At 70.7% G+C, this 15,050-nt stretch carries 13 protein-coding genes; 8 read left to right on the top strand and 5 right to left on the bottom strand.

The annotated features are described in order from the left end of the window. Nucleotides 1-106 precede the first annotated feature (106 nt). Entirely contained in the window at nt 107-1,138 is a 1,032-nt protein-coding gene (locus ACIBF7_RS25330; RefSeq protein ID WP_397198315.1) for a hypothetical protein, read from the top strand. Beyond that, on the top strand, nt 1,135-2,100 hold the full coding sequence (locus ACIBF7_RS25335) for an SIS domain-containing protein (RefSeq protein ID WP_148033806.1): 966 nt from the start codon (nt 1,135-1,137) through the stop codon (nt 2,098-2,100). Before ACIBF7_RS25330 ends, ACIBF7_RS25335 begins: the two co-directional genes overlap by 4 nt. Here ACIBF7_RS25335 and ACIBF7_RS25340 read toward each other — a convergent pair. The 4 genes from ACIBF7_RS25340 to ACIBF7_RS25355 all read right to left on the bottom strand — a co-directional run bounded on the left by ACIBF7_RS25340 (nt 2,094) and on the right by ACIBF7_RS25355 (nt 6,339). Next, the gene (locus tag ACIBF7_RS25340; protein WP_148033807.1) at nt 2,094-2,663 is read right to left on the bottom strand and encodes an ATP/GTP-binding protein; all 570 of its coding nucleotides are present in this window, start codon (nt 2,661-2,663) and stop codon (nt 2,094-2,096) included. The genes ACIBF7_RS25335 and ACIBF7_RS25340 overlap by 7 nt on opposite strands. Then, nucleotides 2,644-2,952, bottom strand: coding sequence for a DUF742 domain-containing protein (locus tag ACIBF7_RS25345; protein WP_246640374.1), 309 nt, complete (start codon nt 2,950-2,952; stop codon nt 2,644-2,646). Before ACIBF7_RS25345 ends, ACIBF7_RS25340 begins: the two co-directional genes overlap by 20 nt. A gap of 67 nt (nt 2,953-3,019) precedes the next feature. After that, nucleotides 3,020-3,442 carry a roadblock/LC7 domain-containing protein gene (locus ACIBF7_RS25350; protein WP_148033809.1) on the bottom strand — a complete coding sequence of 141 codons (423 nt, stop codon included), beginning with the start codon at nt 3,440-3,442 and terminating at the stop codon, nt 3,020-3,022. Beyond that, nucleotides 3,442-6,339 (bottom strand): nitrate- and nitrite sensing domain-containing protein, encoded by a 2,898-nt coding sequence (locus tag ACIBF7_RS25355; RefSeq protein WP_271275872.1) that lies wholly within the window; start codon nt 6,337-6,339, stop codon nt 3,442-3,444. Before ACIBF7_RS25355 ends, ACIBF7_RS25350 begins: the two co-directional genes overlap by 1 nt. 354 nt (nt 6,340-6,693) lie before the next feature. On the opposite strand from ACIBF7_RS25355, the gene ACIBF7_RS25360 reads away from it, so the two are divergent. From ACIBF7_RS25360 to ACIBF7_RS25385, 6 genes are all read left to right on the top strand, one after another. Beyond that, complete coding sequence (locus ACIBF7_RS25360; RefSeq protein ID WP_261808795.1) at nt 6,694-7,749, top strand: glycine betaine/L-proline ABC transporter ATP-binding protein; 1,056 nt, start codon at nt 6,694-6,696, stop codon at nt 7,747-7,749. Then, entirely contained in the window at nt 7,746-9,659 is a 1,914-nt protein-coding gene (locus ACIBF7_RS25365; protein WP_397198316.1) for an ABC transporter permease, read from the top strand. The genes ACIBF7_RS25360 and ACIBF7_RS25365 overlap by 4 nt, the downstream gene beginning before the upstream one ends. Continuing rightward, nucleotides 9,656-10,627: an ABC transporter substrate-binding protein gene (locus tag ACIBF7_RS25370; protein ID WP_148033813.1), complete on the top strand. Its 972-nt coding sequence runs from the start codon at nt 9,656-9,658 to the stop codon at nt 10,625-10,627. Before ACIBF7_RS25365 ends, ACIBF7_RS25370 begins: the two co-directional genes overlap by 4 nt. Before the next feature lie 64 nt (nt 10,628-10,691). Beyond that, nucleotides 10,692-11,627: an ABC transporter substrate-binding protein gene (locus ACIBF7_RS25375; RefSeq protein ID WP_148033814.1), complete on the top strand. Its 936-nt coding sequence runs from the start codon at nt 10,692-10,694 to the stop codon at nt 11,625-11,627. Then, nucleotides 11,624-13,276 (top strand): choline dehydrogenase, encoded by a 1,653-nt coding sequence (gene betA, locus ACIBF7_RS25380; RefSeq protein WP_148033815.1) that lies wholly within the window; start codon nt 11,624-11,626, stop codon nt 13,274-13,276. The genes ACIBF7_RS25375 and betA overlap by 4 nt, the downstream gene beginning before the upstream one ends. 56 nt (nt 13,277-13,332) lie before the next feature. Further along, on the top strand, nt 13,333-14,118 hold the full coding sequence (locus ACIBF7_RS25385; RefSeq protein ID WP_397198317.1) for a TetR/AcrR family transcriptional regulator C-terminal domain-containing protein: 786 nt from the start codon (nt 13,333-13,335) through the stop codon (nt 14,116-14,118). A gap of 146 nt (nt 14,119-14,264) precedes the next feature. Here ACIBF7_RS25385 and ACIBF7_RS25390 read toward each other — a convergent pair whose 3' ends face one another. Continuing rightward, nucleotides 14,265-15,035: a hypothetical protein gene (locus ACIBF7_RS25390; protein ID WP_397198318.1), complete on the bottom strand. Its 771-nt coding sequence runs from the start codon at nt 15,033-15,035 to the stop codon at nt 14,265-14,267. Nucleotides 15,036-15,050: the final 15 nt, after the last annotated feature.

Raw genomic sequence — 15,050 nt, forward strand, 5'->3', positions numbered from 1 at the left:
ACCTGGAAGTTTGATCTAAGTGTTGAATTCGGATTCAATTTGGGAACGGCTGCTGTCTCTGGGTGAGAAGCCGCTCACCGACCGAGAGCGCGGTCTCACAGCCGCGGTGCTGCGGCTGTTGGACGGCGAGGTGCCGCCGCCCTTCGAGGTCCGGCGCTTCCTGCCGTTGCCAAGCCTCTCGTACGACACGCCCGGATGTCACATCGGGGTGCCCGCCGAGCGGGACTTCGGCGCCCATGTCGATCAGACGAACTACTCGGTAGTGGTGGACGAGCGCGTCGTCGTGAAATGGCTCACACCGCCGGTCCCGCTTCCCCATCCGGCGCTCGACGTACTCCCCCATCTGGCAAGCACCGGCTTCCCGCACACCGCGCCGCCCTACGCCGCGCTGCTCGCCGGCTCCCGTCTCCTGGCACTCGTCACCGGCTACCTCCCGGACGCCACGGACGGCTGGACCTGGTGCGTGGACGACGCCGAGGCCGGCGACACCGCCTTCGCCCCGGTCCTGGGCGCCCTGGCTGCCGACCTCCACCTCACGCTCGCCACCCTCCCCGGCGACGGCGGGGGCGCGGCCCCGCGCGACCACCGCCCGCGTGCCGAGGACGCCCTCGGCGAGGCCCTGGCGCTGACCGGCGGCCCCGACGGCGCCTGGCTGGAGACCGTCGCCGGCCGCCTGCGCGCGGAGCTGGCGCCGCTGGCCTCCACCGGCCCCACCCCGCTGATCCGGATCCACGGCGACCTGCACGTCGGCCAGATCCTGCGGTGGCGCGACGGGTACGCGGTCATCGACTTCGACGGCAACCCGACCGTCTCCGAGGCCGACCCGTACCAGCCCGCCGCGCGCGACGTCGCCCAGCTGACCACCAGCATCGAGCACGTCGCCCAGGTCGCGGTCAAGCGCCGCGACCTGCCCGCCGAGCGGGCGGCGCGCTGGGCCGCCGAGGCCCGTGCCCTGATGCTCGCCGCCTATGAGGGCCGCCTGGCCGCGGGCGGCCGACCTGACCTGCTGGACGAATCCCTGATCCGGCCCTTCGAGGTGGAGCAGGAGTGCCGCGAGCTCATCTACGCGGCACGCCACCTGCCCCGCTGGAGGTACGCCCCCATGGGCGTGCTGCGCAACTGGATGGAGAACCCGTGAACCCCGACCTCTTCCTGGCCGACCTGGAGGCCAAGCCCGCCGCGCTCACCGAACTGGCCGGGGCGCTCGACGCCGCGGACCCGTTCGCGGGGCTGCCCGAGGGCATCGGGAGGGTGCTGTTCCTGGGCATGGGCAGCTCGCGGTACGCCGCCGGGGTCGCCGCGCTGCGCCTGCGCGCCGCCGGGGTGGACGCCTGGGCCGAGTACGCCTCGGCCGCCGCGACGTTCCCGCCCGGCCCCCGTACGCTGGTCGTCCCGATCTCGGCGACCGGCGGGAGCCGGGAGACGCTGGACGCGGTCGAACGGTACGCGGGCGGCGCGTCGTTCCTGATGGCGCTCACCAACGCGCCCGGCTCCGCGCTGGCGCAGGCCGCCGGCCTGGTGGTGCCCATGCACGCGGGCGAGGAGCGCGGCGGGGTGGCGTGCCGGACGTTCCAGCACACGCTCGCCCTGCTGCTCGCCCTGGAGTCCCGCCTCACCGGCGCGGGCCGCGACGTGGCCGGGCTGGTGCGGCGGGCCGCCGAGGCCACGGCCGACCTGCTGGAGCGGCGCGACGCCTGGCTGCCGATGGTGCTGGAGCTGCTGAACGGGCCGAACGGCGTCTACGCGATCGCCCCCGCCGAGCGGCTCTCGTCCGCGGAGCAGTCGGCGCTCATGGTGCGCGAGGGGCCCCGCAGGCCGGCCGACGCCTGCGAGACGGGCGACTGGGCGCACGTGGACGTCTACCTGACGAAGACGCTGTCCTACCGGGCGCTGCTGTTCCCCGGCTCCCGCTACGACGAGCAGGCCATGGACTGGGTACGCGAGCGCGGCTCCACGGTCGTCGCGGTCGGCGGCGAGGTGAAGGACGCGGCGGCCGTCGTGCGGTACGCGCACGACGACGACCCGGACGTCCGCCTGCTGACGGAGACCCTGGTGGCGGAGCTCGTGGCGGCGTACTGGTGGTCGGGCCGGCCTCAGTAGGAGCGGACGGTCAGCGCGTGCTCGACCAGGGTGATGAGGGTCGACTTGACCGCCTCGCGGCTGCGGGCGTCCGTGCGGACGATCGGGATGTGCGCGGCGAGGGTGAGCGCGTCCCTGACCTCGTTCTCCACGTGCGGGAACTGCCCGTCCCAGCCGTTGAGCGCGATCACGAACGGCAGCTTGGCCTCTTCGAAGTAGTCGATGGCCGGGAAGCTGTCGGCCAGCCGGCGCGTGTCGACCAGCACGACCGCGCCGATCGCCCCCTTCACCAGGTCGTCCCACATGAACCAGAACCGGTGCTGCCCGGGCGTGCCGAACAGGTAGAGGATCAGGTCGCGGTCCAGGGACACCCGCCCGAAGTCCATCGCCACCGTGGTGGTCGTCTTGGTCGGGGTGAGCGAGAGGTCGTCCACCGCGGCCGAGGCGTCCGTCATCACCGCCTCCGTGGTGAGCGGCATGATCTCGGACACCGCCCCCACGAACGTCGTCTTGCCCACCCCGAACCCGCCGGCCACCACGATCTTCGTCGAGGTGAGCCCGGCGTTAGAGCCTGCGAAGTCCACTGAGCACCCTTTCGAGCAGGCCCCTGTCCGGCTTGCCTGCGTCCAACTGCGGCTGGTACACCCTGACCAGCCCTTCCGCCTCCATGTCGGCGATCAGCACCCGTGCCACGCCGAGCGGCATGGCCAGCAGCGCGGAGATCTCCGCGACCGACCTCACCTGCCGGCACAGCTCGCTGATCTGCCGGTACTCACGCGTGTAGGTATGGCCGAGCTGGATGGACGTCGCCGACGAGACGAGCGCCTCCATCGCGAGCGTGCTGCGTGTACGGCCGCCTGTGACGGCGTACATCCTGACCAGTGAGCTGCGCTCTGGCTCCGGCTCCCCGCCATGCCACGATGCCAACGTCCTACTCCCATCACCACGGTCGCACGGCCGACAGTTCCGCGCGCACGTCAGGCGTCAGCACCTGCCCCGCACGCTCCACCAGGACCGTCATCTGGTAGGCCACCAGGCCCATGTCGCAATCGGGTGCGGCCAGCACCGCCAGGCAGGATCCGTCGCTGATCGACATCACCAGGAGCAGGCCGCGTTCCATCTCCACCAGGGTCTGCACGACGTTGCCGCCCTCGAAGACCCTGGCCGAGCCCTGGGTCAGGCTGACCAGGCCGGCCGCGATGGCCGACAGCTGGTCTGCCCGGTCCTTCGGGAAGCCGCGGGAGAAGGCCATCGGCAGCCCGTCGGCCGAGACCACCACGGCGTGCGCGGCGCCGGGCACCTCTTCCACGAAGTTGGACACCAGCCAGTTGACGTCTCTTGCCGCCTGGCTCAAATCCTTCATCAGTCCTCCTCTAGCTCGGCGCGTCCCTTGCGGACGCCCTGCTGGTAGCTGGAGAGCCTGCTGCGGAGTCGGTCGGGGGACACCGGGGGCGCGGGCGCCGGCGGCGGGGCCGGCGCCGCGGTACCCGGCACCAGGTTCGCCCTGGGCGTCCGTTTGGGCAGCCCGGAGCTGGTCGTGCCGCCGAGCGCCGGTTCGCGGGCCGCGCCGGCGGCCTGCCAGCCGTTGTCGGCGGGCGAGGACCAGCTGCCGCTGTGGGACGGCTCGGGCGGCGGCGCGGAGATGTCGATCTTGGGGATGGCGGCGGTGTCGCCCTGCGCGGACCACGAGTCGCCCGACGACCAGGCCGGATCGGGGCCGGGGCCTGGCTGGTCCCGCTCGTCGGTGAAGGCGGGCTTGGTGAACCAGCTCGACACCTCGGGGCTCGGCTCCATCGAGGCGTGGACGGGCAGGTAGTCGCCCTGCTGCGGGAAGGCCGGCTGCTCCGGCGGCAGGCGGCGCGGCAGGCCCCCGGAGGCCCCGTTGTCGGCGGCGAGGCGGCGCGGCAGCTCTCCGCCCGTGCCGTTGTCCGGCGGCAGGCGACGCGGCAGTTCCCCGCCGAACGCGCCGTCCTGCTGGAAGTCACGCGGGCCGTCGCCGGAGGCGCCGTCCCCGGCGAAGCCGCGCGGCGGGTCGGCGAACGCGCCGTCCGAGGGAAAACCCCGCGGCGCGTCGGCGCCGAAGACGCTGTCGCGTGAGACGTCACCGGACTGCGTGTGCGTCGAGTTGAACCACGACGACGGCTCGGGGAGCGAGTCCATCGACGGATGCGCCGTACCCGGCATGGACGGGTGGCCGATGCCCGGGTGCGCGGTGCTGGCCTGCATCGGCACGTGCGCGAACGACGGCGGGTCCTGGGAAGCAGCGGCCTGCGGGAACGGCGGCGCGGTGGCCGAGGCGCCGGGGACGGGGGTGAGCAGCGCCTCCGGGAGCAGGACCATGGCGGTGAGCCCGCCCACGTCCTGGCGGCGCAACTGGACCTTGATGTTGTGCCGCAGCGCCAGCCGGCCGACCACGAACAGGCCCATCCGGCGCGACACCGACACGTCCACGACCGGCGGGTGGGCCAGCCGCCAGTTGGACTCGGAGAGCTCCTCCGGGCTCATGCCGATGCCCTGGTCGGTGACGGCGACCATGAGCCCGCCGCCGTCGATGCGGCTGCTGGAGATGATGACCTTGGTGTCGCGCGAGGAGAACGACACGGCGTTCTCGATCAGCTCGGCCAGCAGGTGCACGACGTCGTTGACGGCCTGGCCCGCGATGGCCGCGTCCGACTGGACCTGGATGCTGACGCGGTCGTAGCTCTCGACCTCGCCCAGCGCGGCGCGGACCACGTCCATGAGCTCGACCGGCTGGCTCCACTTGCGCGCGGCCTCCTGGCCGGCGAGGACCAGCAGGTTCTCGGAGTTGCGGCGCATGCGGGTGGCCAGGTGGTCGAGCTTGAACAGGTCGGCCAGCCGGTCGTCGTCGCGCTCGCCGCGCTCCAGGCGCTCGATGAGGGTGAGCTGCCGCTCGACCAGCGTCTGGCTGCGCCGCGACAGGTTCACGAACATCGCGTTGACGTTGGCGCGCAGCCGGGCCTCGTCGCCGGCCAGCCGCACGGCCTCCCGGTGGACCTCGTCGAAGGCCCTGGCCACCTCGCCGACCTCGTCGCGGGAGAAGACGCCGATGGGCGGCACCTCCGCGTCGACCGCGCCGTCACGGGACTCCCGCAGGTGCTGGACGAAGTCGGGCAGCCGCCTTCCGGCGATCTCCAGGGCCTCGGCGCGCAGCCGGCGCAGCGGGCGGACAAGGGAGCGCGCCACCCCGGTGGTGATCGCCAGGACGGCGATGAGCAGGGCGATGACCGCGCCCGCGATCAGGTACGCGCTCTGCTGCTCGCCGGAGCTGAGCGACTCGCTGCGGCTGAGGATGCCGGCGGCCTGGCGCTGCTCGACCGTGCGCAGGGAGTCGATGACGACGGTGGACGCCTCGAACCACTGCCCGGCGTCGTCGCGCTTGGCCAGGTCGAGGCCGCGCAGCGTCTGCCCCGCGGTGGCCCGGATGAGCACCAGCTCGCGCAGGAACAGCATGTCGTCGGCGGAGCGGCCGTTGACGGTCTCGTCGAAGAAGCGCCGTTCCCCGGCCGTGGCCTCCTCGGAGAAGGCCTCGCGCTGGTTCTCCTCGCGGGACAGCTCGCCGAGGAAGGTCTTGAGCTGCTCCTGGCCGAAGGAACCTTCCACCAGCGCGGTGGTGAGCAGGGCCTGCTGGAGGGAGACGCTCTCCTTGACGCGGGCCAGCGCGTCGAGCATGCGGGTCTGCCGGAACAGCTCGTCGTCCTGGCTGCCGCTGACCAGCTCGTCGTGGATGGAGAGCAGGTCGTTGATCACGGTGGTGTAGAGCTCGACGGCCGGGGCGGGGAGCAGGTCGGCCTCGATGGCCTGGTCGCGCAGCCCGTCCAGGTCGTCGAACCGGTTGAGCATGTTCTCGATCTGGTCGGCGGTACGGCCGCTGACCCCGCCGAGCAGCTGGCCGGCGGTGTCTCTCACCTCGCGGATGGCGGCGTCGGTCCTGCCGATCTGGGCGCGTACGTCGGGAAGCTGAGCCTGGGGGCGGTTCCGGGCGATGTGCCAGGAGACTCTGGCGCGTTCCCCGGACATCTCGTGGATGAGACCGCCGACCTGCTCGCTCAGCCGGGCGAGCTGGTTGATGCGGGCGTAGTCGGCGGCCGCTCCCGTCGAGGCGAAGACCTGGATCCCGCCCAGGAGCACGGCGGCAGCCGTCGGCACCAGGATCAGGGCGACCAGCCTGGCGCGGACCCGCCAATTACGCAGCCGCCACCTGCCTTCCTCCGGCGGCCGCTCTGCTAACTCTGTACTCACCGAACGCAACCTCTCGCCCAGTATCGGCGTATATGCAAGGCCTCGTGACCTGTGGGGAAATCCATGCAAGCTCGGGTAATTGGAACACACCCGCGCCAGGCCAGCCAAGCGACCATAACGCGACATAAGTCAAGCAGTGTGACGCATGAGCATAGAACCTGGAGCTCCACTTATGAAGACCATATGGCGAGAAATATTGCATTACGCCCGCCTATGTCCAGAAATGGGTGTTTGGAACGATCCAACGACGTAACACCGCAGATGCACAGAGGTCTCCTAACGGTCACAACGTTGAGATTTGCTTTCTTAACCCCATATGTTGAGCCCCCTGGGCGAGAAGGCGAGGAGTACGGGGTGTCCCCTGACAACGCGGCCATCGCGGTCGAAGGGCTCTGGAAGATTTTCGGACCCAAGTCCGAGAGAGTGCTGGCGAGCGAGGACAAACACCTGGATCCCGCAGCGCTCCGAGAGAAGACCGGCTGCACCGCCGCCGTCAGGGACGTCGGATTCGAGGTCCGCCCCGGCGAGGTCTTCGTCGTCATGGGCCTGTCCGGCAGCGGCAAGTCCACCCTCGTACGGTGCCTCACCCGCCTCATCGAGCCCACGGCCGGCCGCGTGACGATCGGCGGCGAGGACGTGATCGGCGCCTCCCCCGCCAAGCTCCGCGACCTGCGCCGGCACCACGTCAGCATGGTCTTCCAGCACTTCGGCCTGCTGCCGCACCGCAGGGTGATCGACAACGTGGCGTACGGGCTGGAGGTCCAGGGCGCCGCCAAAGCCGCCAGGCACGAGCGGGCCAGGGAGATCCTGTCACTGGTGGGCCTGGACGGCCACGCCGACTCCTACCCCGACCAGCTCTCCGGCGGCATGCAGCAGCGCGTCGGCCTGGCCCGCGCGCTCGCCGTGGACCCGCAGGTGATGCTGTTCGACGAGCCGTTCAGCGCGCTGGACCCGCTGATCCGCCGTGACATGCAGGCCGAGGTCGTCCGCCTGCACCGCGAGGTCGGCAAGACGATGGTGTTCATCACCCACGATCTGTCCGAGGCGCTCAAGCTCGGCGAGCGCATCGCGATCATGCGGGACGGCCGGATCGTCCAGCTCGGCACCCCCGAGGAACTGGTGGGCGCGCCGGCCGACGATTACGTGGCGGACTTCGTACGGGACGTGCCCAGGAGCCACGTGCTGACGCTGCGCTGGATCGCCCGGCCGCCGGAGGAGCGCGAGAACCTGGACGGGCCGGAGCTCCCCGCCAACACCTTGATCAAGGACGCCATCGGCGCCGTCTCCACCTCCTCCAGGCCGATCCGGGTGATGGACGGCGAGGAACTGGCCGGAGTGTTCGACCGGGTGGACATGCTCGCCTTCCTCTCCGGTCAGGAGACGCCCGCGGCCGCACAGGTCGGCGCATGAGCAGCACCGCGGTCACGCCTGCCTCCAGGCTGCGCGTGCCGAGGTGGGTGGTCCCGGCGGGGATCGCGGCCCTGTTCGCGCTCGCGTACCTGGCCTTCCGGGGCACCGGCACGCTGCCGCACAACAGCGAGGCGGCGCCGTTCACCGCGGTCACCGAGCTGCGCGAGTGGATCGACGACCACCGCAACGACAATCCGCTCTTCCTCTACTTCCTCAACTACATCCGCCTGTTCGTGGACGCCCTCTACACCTCCTTCCACTCGGTGCTGGTGGCGATGGGCTGGCCCGGGCTGATCGGGGTCATGGGCGGGCTCGCCTGGCTGGCGGGCGGCTGGCGCGTCGCGCTGATGGCGGTGGCCGGGTTCTGCTCGTTCGGCGTGTTCGGGCTGTGGGAGTCGAGTGTCGAGACCCTCGCGCTGGTCACCGCGGCGGTGCTGCTGTCGCTGGCGATCGGCGTGCCGCTGGGCATCTGGGCGGGCATGTCGGCGCGGGTGCGCAAGGCCGTCACGCCGGTGCTGGACGTCATGCAGATCATGCCGACGTTCGCCTACCTGGCGCCGCTCGCGCTGTTCTTCCACATCGGCGCGCCGGCCGGCGTGATCGCGACGATGATCTACTCGATCCCGCCCGCGATCCGCATCACGGCGCTGGCCATCGAGCAGGTCTCCCCCACCGCGGTCGAGGCGTCCGCCTCGCTGGGCGCCACCCGGGCGCAGACGCTGTTCAAGGTGTATCTGCCGTTGGCGCGCTCCACCATGGCGCTGGCGGTGAACCAGACCATCATGATGGCGCTGTCCATGGTGGTCATCGCGAACCTGATCTCCGCGCCCGGCCTCGGTTCCGACATCATCCGCGGCCTGTCCAGGGCCCAGGTCGGCATCATGCTGCCGGCGGGCATCGCGATCGTGATCATGGCCGTGATCCTGGACCGGATGATGGTCTCGGTGGCCAGGCGCGACCCGCACAGCCGGATCGGCCGCGGCAACGTGGCCGCCGCCGGGGTGCTGGCGGTCGCCGGGCTGGTGGCCGCGGCGTTCGTGCCCCGGCAGTGGCCGGAGGACCTGACGGTCAGCGTCACCCGCCCGATCAACGAGGCCGTGCTCTGGGCCGAGACGAGCTGGTACGGCGTCACCACGTTCGTCAAGGACACCGTCACGATCTACCTGCTCAACCCGCTGGAGACGGTGTTCACCACCGCGCCGTGGTGGCTGGTCGCCGCCGCGGTGCTGCTGGTCGCCTGGCGGGTCAGCGGGGTACGGCCCGCGCTGACGGCGCTGGTCTGCCTGCTCGGGATCGCCCTGCTCGGCACGTGGGAGCACTCGATGCGGACGCTGACCACGGTCGCCGTCGCGGTCGTCGCGACCCTGGCGATCGGCGTGCTGCTGGGCGTCGCCGCCGCGCGCTCGGACCGGTTCTCCGCCGTGCAGCGCCCGCTGCTGGACGCCGCGCAGACCATGCCCGCGTTCGTCTACCTGCTTCCGGCGCTGGCCCTGTTCGGGACCACCCGGTTCACCGCGATCTTCGCCTCGATCATCTACGCCGTGCCGCCCGTGGTGCGCCTGGTCGAGGACGGCATCAGGCACGTGCCCACCTCCGTGATCGAGGCCGCCGCCTCCACCGGCTCCACCTCCGCCCAGATCCTGTGGAAGGTGCAGCTGCCGATGGCCCGCCGGGCCATCCTGCTCGCCGCCAACCAGGGGATCGTGCTGACGCTCGCCATGGTGGTCGTCGGCGGGCTGGTCGGCGCCGGCGCCCTCGGTTACGACGTCGTGCTCGGGTTCTCCCAGCGCCCCGACTTCGGCATGGGCTTCGTCGCAGGTGTCGCGACCGTCCTGCTCGGAGTCATGCTGGACCGCATCACGCAGGGCGCCGACAGGCGTTCTCTGCCCCACAAAAGGAAATTCACATGAAAATTCGCCTGTTCGCAGGCCTCTTAGCGCTGGGCCTGGCCGCCGGTTGCGGCGGGGCCACCGTCGACGGCGGGGCGACCACCGCCGCCTCCCCCGAGGGCTCGGCCGACGCCGCCACCCCGGCCGGCACGGTGAAGATCGCGATCAACCCGTGGGTCGGCTACGAGGCGAGCGCCAACGTGGTGGCGTACCTGCTGAAGAACGAGCTCGGCTACACCGTGGAACTGCCGGAGATCAAGGAGCAGCTCGCCTGGGAGGGCTTCGAGACCGGCGACGTCGACGTCATCATCGAGAACTGGGGCCACCCGGACCTGAAGAAGCAGTACATCGAGGAGAAGAAGGTCGCCGTCGAGGCGGGCTCGACCGGCAACAAGGGCGTCATCGGCTGGTACATCCCCAAGTGGATGGCCGACGAGAACCCCGACATCACCGACTGGAAGAACCTCAACAAGTACGCCGACCTGTTCAAGACCTCCGAGTCGGGCGGCAAGGGCCAGCTGCTGTTCGGCGACCCGTCGTACGTCAGCAACGAGGCCGCGCTCATCAAGAACCTCAAGCTGGACTTCAAGATCGTCACCGGTGGCAGCGAGGCCGCGCTGATCAAGAGCGCCCAGCAGGCGCAGGCGCAGAAGAAGCCGCTGCTGTTCTACTTCTGGGACCCGCACTGGCTGTTCAGCCAGACCGAGCTGGTCCGCGTGAACCTGCCGGAGTACACCGAGGGCTGCGACGCCGACCCGAAGAAGGTCGCCTGCGACTACCCGGAGATGGACCTCGACAAGATCGTCAGCAAGAAGTTCGCCGACACCGGCGGCAAGGCGTACGAGCTGGTCAAGAACTTCCAGTGGACCAACGAGGACCAGAACAAGGTGTCCGACGACATGACCAACGGCGGCATGTCCGGTGAGGAGGCCGCCAAGGCGTGGATCGAGGCCAACCCGGACAAGTGGCAGGCCTGGATCCCCAAGTAACCCCCTCCGATCCCTCAAGACCCGTGACCCCGCCCAGGCGGGGTCACGGTCGCCGGAGACTCTCATGCGAACCAAGATTCTCGCCGGCCCGCTCGCGCTGGCCCTGCTCCTGACCGCCTGTACGGGCGAGGAGCCCAGCACGCAGGCCGACGCCAACCAGACGGTCAAGATCGACATCCACGGCTGGGTCGGGTACGAGGCCCAGGCCGCCGTGCTGTCCCACCTGCTCAAAACTCAGCTCGGCTACAAGGTGGAAACGCGCGAAATGGCCGAAGCCGACTCCTGGAAGGGCTTCGAGACCGGTGAGGTCGACGTCATCGTCGAGAACTGGGGTCACAACGACCTCAAGGAGGAGTACATCGAGAAGAAGAAGGTCGCCCTTTCCGCAGGTCTCACCGGCAACAAGGGGGTGATCGGGTGGTACGTCCCCGAGTGGATGGCCAAGGAACACCCGAACATCACCGACTGGAGAAACCTCAACGACTACGCGCACCTCTTCAAGACTCCGAAATCCGGCGAACTCGGCCAGGTGCTCGACGGTGACCCGTCGTTCGTCACCAATGACGAGGCACTGGTCAAGAATCTCCGGCTGAATTACAAGGTCGTCTACTCGGGCAGCGAGGACGCATTGATCAAGGCCGCCCAGTCGGCGACCAAGAACAAGACGCCGCTGCTGCTCTACTTCTATGAGCCGCAATGGCTTTTCACCAAGGTCAAGCTGGTGAAGATCAATCTTCCCGCGCACGCCATCGGCTGTGACGCCCGCCCGGCCAGGGTCGCGTGCGACTATCCGCCGTACCTGCTCGACAAGATCGTCAGCAAGCGGTTCGCCGAGAACGGCGGCAGGGCGTACGAGCTGGTCCGCAATTTCCAGTGGACCAACGACGACCAGAACAAGGTCGCCAGCGACATGATCAACGAGGACCTGTCGGCCGCCGAGGCCGCGAAGCGCTGGGTCGAGGAGAACGAGATCGTGTGGAAGGACTGGATCCCCCGGTGAGCTACGACTATGTCATCGTGGGCGGCGGCTCGGCCGGCTGCGCCCTGGCCAACCGGCTGAGCGCCGATCCGTCCGTGTCGGTGCTGGTGCTGGAGGCGGGCCGCGCCGACTGGCGGTGGGACGTGTTCATCCACATGCCCGCCGCGCTGATGTTCCCCATCGGCAGCCGGTTCTACGACTGGAAGTACGAGTCGGAGCCCGAGCCGCACATGAACGGCCGGCGCGTCTACCACGCGCGCGGCAAGGTCCTCGGCGGCTCCAGCAGCATCAACGGCATGATCTTCCAGCGCGGCAACCCGCTCGACTACGAGCGCTGGGCGTCCGACCCCGGCATGGAGAGCTGGGACTACGCGCACTGCCTGCCGTACTTCAAGAAGATGGAGAGCTGCCTGGCCGACCCGGGCACCGACTTCCGCGGCGGCGAGGGCCCGCTCAAGCTGGAGCGCGGCCCCGCCGACGGGCCCCTGTTCCGGGCCTTCTTCGAGGCCGTCCAGCAGGCCGGGCACCCGCTCACCGACGACGTGAACGGCTACCGGCAGGAGGGCTTCGCCGCCTTCGACCGCAACCTGCACCGGGGCCGCCGGCTCAGCGCGGCCCGCGCCTACCTGCACCCGGTGCGCGGCCGCCGCAACCTGACCGTCAGGACCAGGGCCTTCGTGGAGCGGATCGTCTTCGAGGGCGACCGCGCGGTGGGGGTCATCTGCGACGGCGAGCGCATCACCGCGGGCGAGGTCATCGTCTGCGGCGGCGCCGTCAACTCGCCGCAGCTGCTGCAGCTGTCCGGCGTCGGCCCCGCCCCGCTGCTGGAGCCGCTGGGCGTCGAGATGGTGCACGATCTGCCGGGCGTGGGCGAGAACCTGCAGGACCACCTGGAGGTGTACGTCCAGCACGCGTGCAGGCAGCCGGTGTCGCAGCAGCCGTCGCTGGCCAAGTGGCGCAGGCCGGTCATCGGCGCCCAGTGGCTGTTCCTGCGCGGCGGGCCGGGGGCCACCAACCACTTCGAGGCGGGCGGCTTCATCCGCTCCAACGACGAGGTCGCGTACCCGAACCTGATGTTCCACTTCCTGCCGATCGCGGTGCGCTACGACGGCTCCGCGCCGGCCGGCGGCCACGGCTACCAGGTGCACATCGGCCCGATGTACTCCGACGCCCGCGGCTCGGTCCGCATCACCTCCGCCGACCCGCGCGTCAAGCCGGCCCTGCGCTTCAACTACCTGTCGACGGAGCAGGACCGCCGCGAGTGGGTGGAGGCGATCAGGCACGCCAGGGACATCCTGTCCCAGCCGGCCTGGGCGGACCTGGACGGCGGCGAGCTCTCCCCCGGCCCGTCCGTGGAGACCGACGAGCAGATCCTGGAGTGGGTGGCCCGCGACGCCGAGACGGCGCTGCACCCGTCGTGCACCTGCAAGATGGGCGTGGACGAGATGGCGGTCGTGGACCCCGCGACGCTGCGCGTGCACGGCCTGCGAGGGCTGCGCGTGGTCGACGCCTCGGTCATGCCGTACGTGACGAACGGCAACATCTACGCCCCGGTGATGATGCTCGCGGAGAAGGCCGCCGACCTCATCCTGGGCAACACCCCGCTGCCGCCGGAACCGGTCGAGTTCTACCGCCACCAGGTCAGCGGCCCAGCCGCTGGCACGTCCTGAGGACGGCCGTCAGCTCCCGGTCCAGGAGTGCAACCGTACGGTGTACCGTACGTAGGGTGACAGTGGAGTACAGCGGCAAGGGAGACCCGGCGCGCAGCCTCGCGCTGCTCTGGCGCACCAGCGAGCGCGTCAGCCGGAAGGGCAAGCCCGACCTGAGCGTCGACCGGATCGTGCGCGCCGCCATCGAGGTGGCCGACGCCGACGGGCTCCAGGGCTTGTCCATGCGCCGGGTCGCGGAGAAGCTGGGCGTGGGCACGATGTCGCTCTACACGTACGTGCCGGGCAAGCCGGAGCTGCTCGACGTCATGCTCGACACCGTCTACGGCGAGACGGACAGGCCGGAGGAGGCGCCCGGCGGCTGGCGGGCCCGGCTGGAGCTGATCGCCCGCGAGAACTGGGCGCTCTACCTGCGCCATCCCTGGCTGCTGCAGGTGGCCGCGAGCCGCCCGGTGCTCGGCCCCAACGTGACCGCCAAGTACGACTACGAGCTGCGCGCGGTCGACGGCATCGGGCTGACCGACGTGGAGATGGACTCGGTGATCACGCTGATCACCGGCTTCGTGCACGGCACGGCCCGGGGCGCGGTGGAGGCCGCCCAGGCGGAGAGCCAGACCGGCATGTCCGACGAGCAGTGGTGGGCCGCGCACGCGCCGTTCTTCAGCCGCATCGCCGACCCGTCACGCTTCCCCACCGCCGCACGGGTCGGCCAGGCCGCCGGCGAGACCCTCGGCGCCGCCTACAGCGCCGACCACGCCTTCGAGTTCGGCCTCCAGCGCGTCCTCGACGGCATCCAAGCCCTCATCGACAACCGCACCCCTCAACCACCTGAAACCCACTCCTGACCTGCAGACCCACCCACGTCCGCCAAGCCTGCGGCGTGCCCGGCTCACTGGCGGCACCCCCGAGACCGGCAGCTCCACCGAAGTCGGGGCGCTCAGCGTCCGCCTTGCCTGCGGCATCCGCCACGGTGGTGGCGTGCGTCCGTGACTCAGCTTGCCGGGCGTCGTTCCGTGGGTGGTTGCCCGGCGGCGAGCAGGGCTGCGCGGTGGCGCTCGGCCGGTGGTTCGGTCCAGGTCAGGCCTGGGCCGTCCTCGGCCAGCAGGCGGAACAGCACGTCACGCAGCAGCGCGCGGGCGGGCATGCCGGGACGCTCGGCACGGAGCTTCTCGTAGCGGTCGAGGACACGGGCCAGGTCGAGCAGCAGCGTGTTGCCCGCGTCGCCGCCCTCGGCCGCGAGGGTGACCACCAGGCTGCCCGCGCTCTCGTCCGCGAACCGACCGGCGACGCCCTCGGCGCCGCCCGGGCAGACGATCTCCCGTACGGCCTCGACGAAGGCGCGCCGGTCCATGCCGTCGACCTCGCCGCTGCCCAGCCAGCCGGGGCGCAGGTGCAGGACGCCCGGCTGCTCGGTGGTCACGCACGCGGTCACCAGCGCACGCACCGTCTCCTCGGGGTCGTGCAACCCCTCCGGGCCGCGCGCGGCGAACCGGTCCGCGAGCAGGTGCAGGGAGACGAGCCTCGGCGGGTCGTGGACGGCCAGCAGGCCGTGGTCCTCGCGGAGGTGAAGCGGGCCCACCTTGTCCTGGTACGCCCGGAGCCCTTCCAAGAAGGCCACCCGGGCGTCCTCACCCAGCCCGGCCGCCCAGCCCCGCGGGGGCCGCTCGGGAGGCGCCTCCTCAGCGCGGGAGGCGTCGCGTCCGAAGGACCAGACGATCACACCGATGACGGCCAGGCCGCCCGCCAAGGCGATCCACACCATGCACGCCCTCACCAT

This window comes from Nonomuraea sp. NPDC050478 (assembly GCF_044458265.1).
Taxonomy (GTDB): domain Bacteria; phylum Actinomycetota; class Actinomycetes; order Streptosporangiales; family Streptosporangiaceae; genus Nonomuraea; species Nonomuraea ferruginea.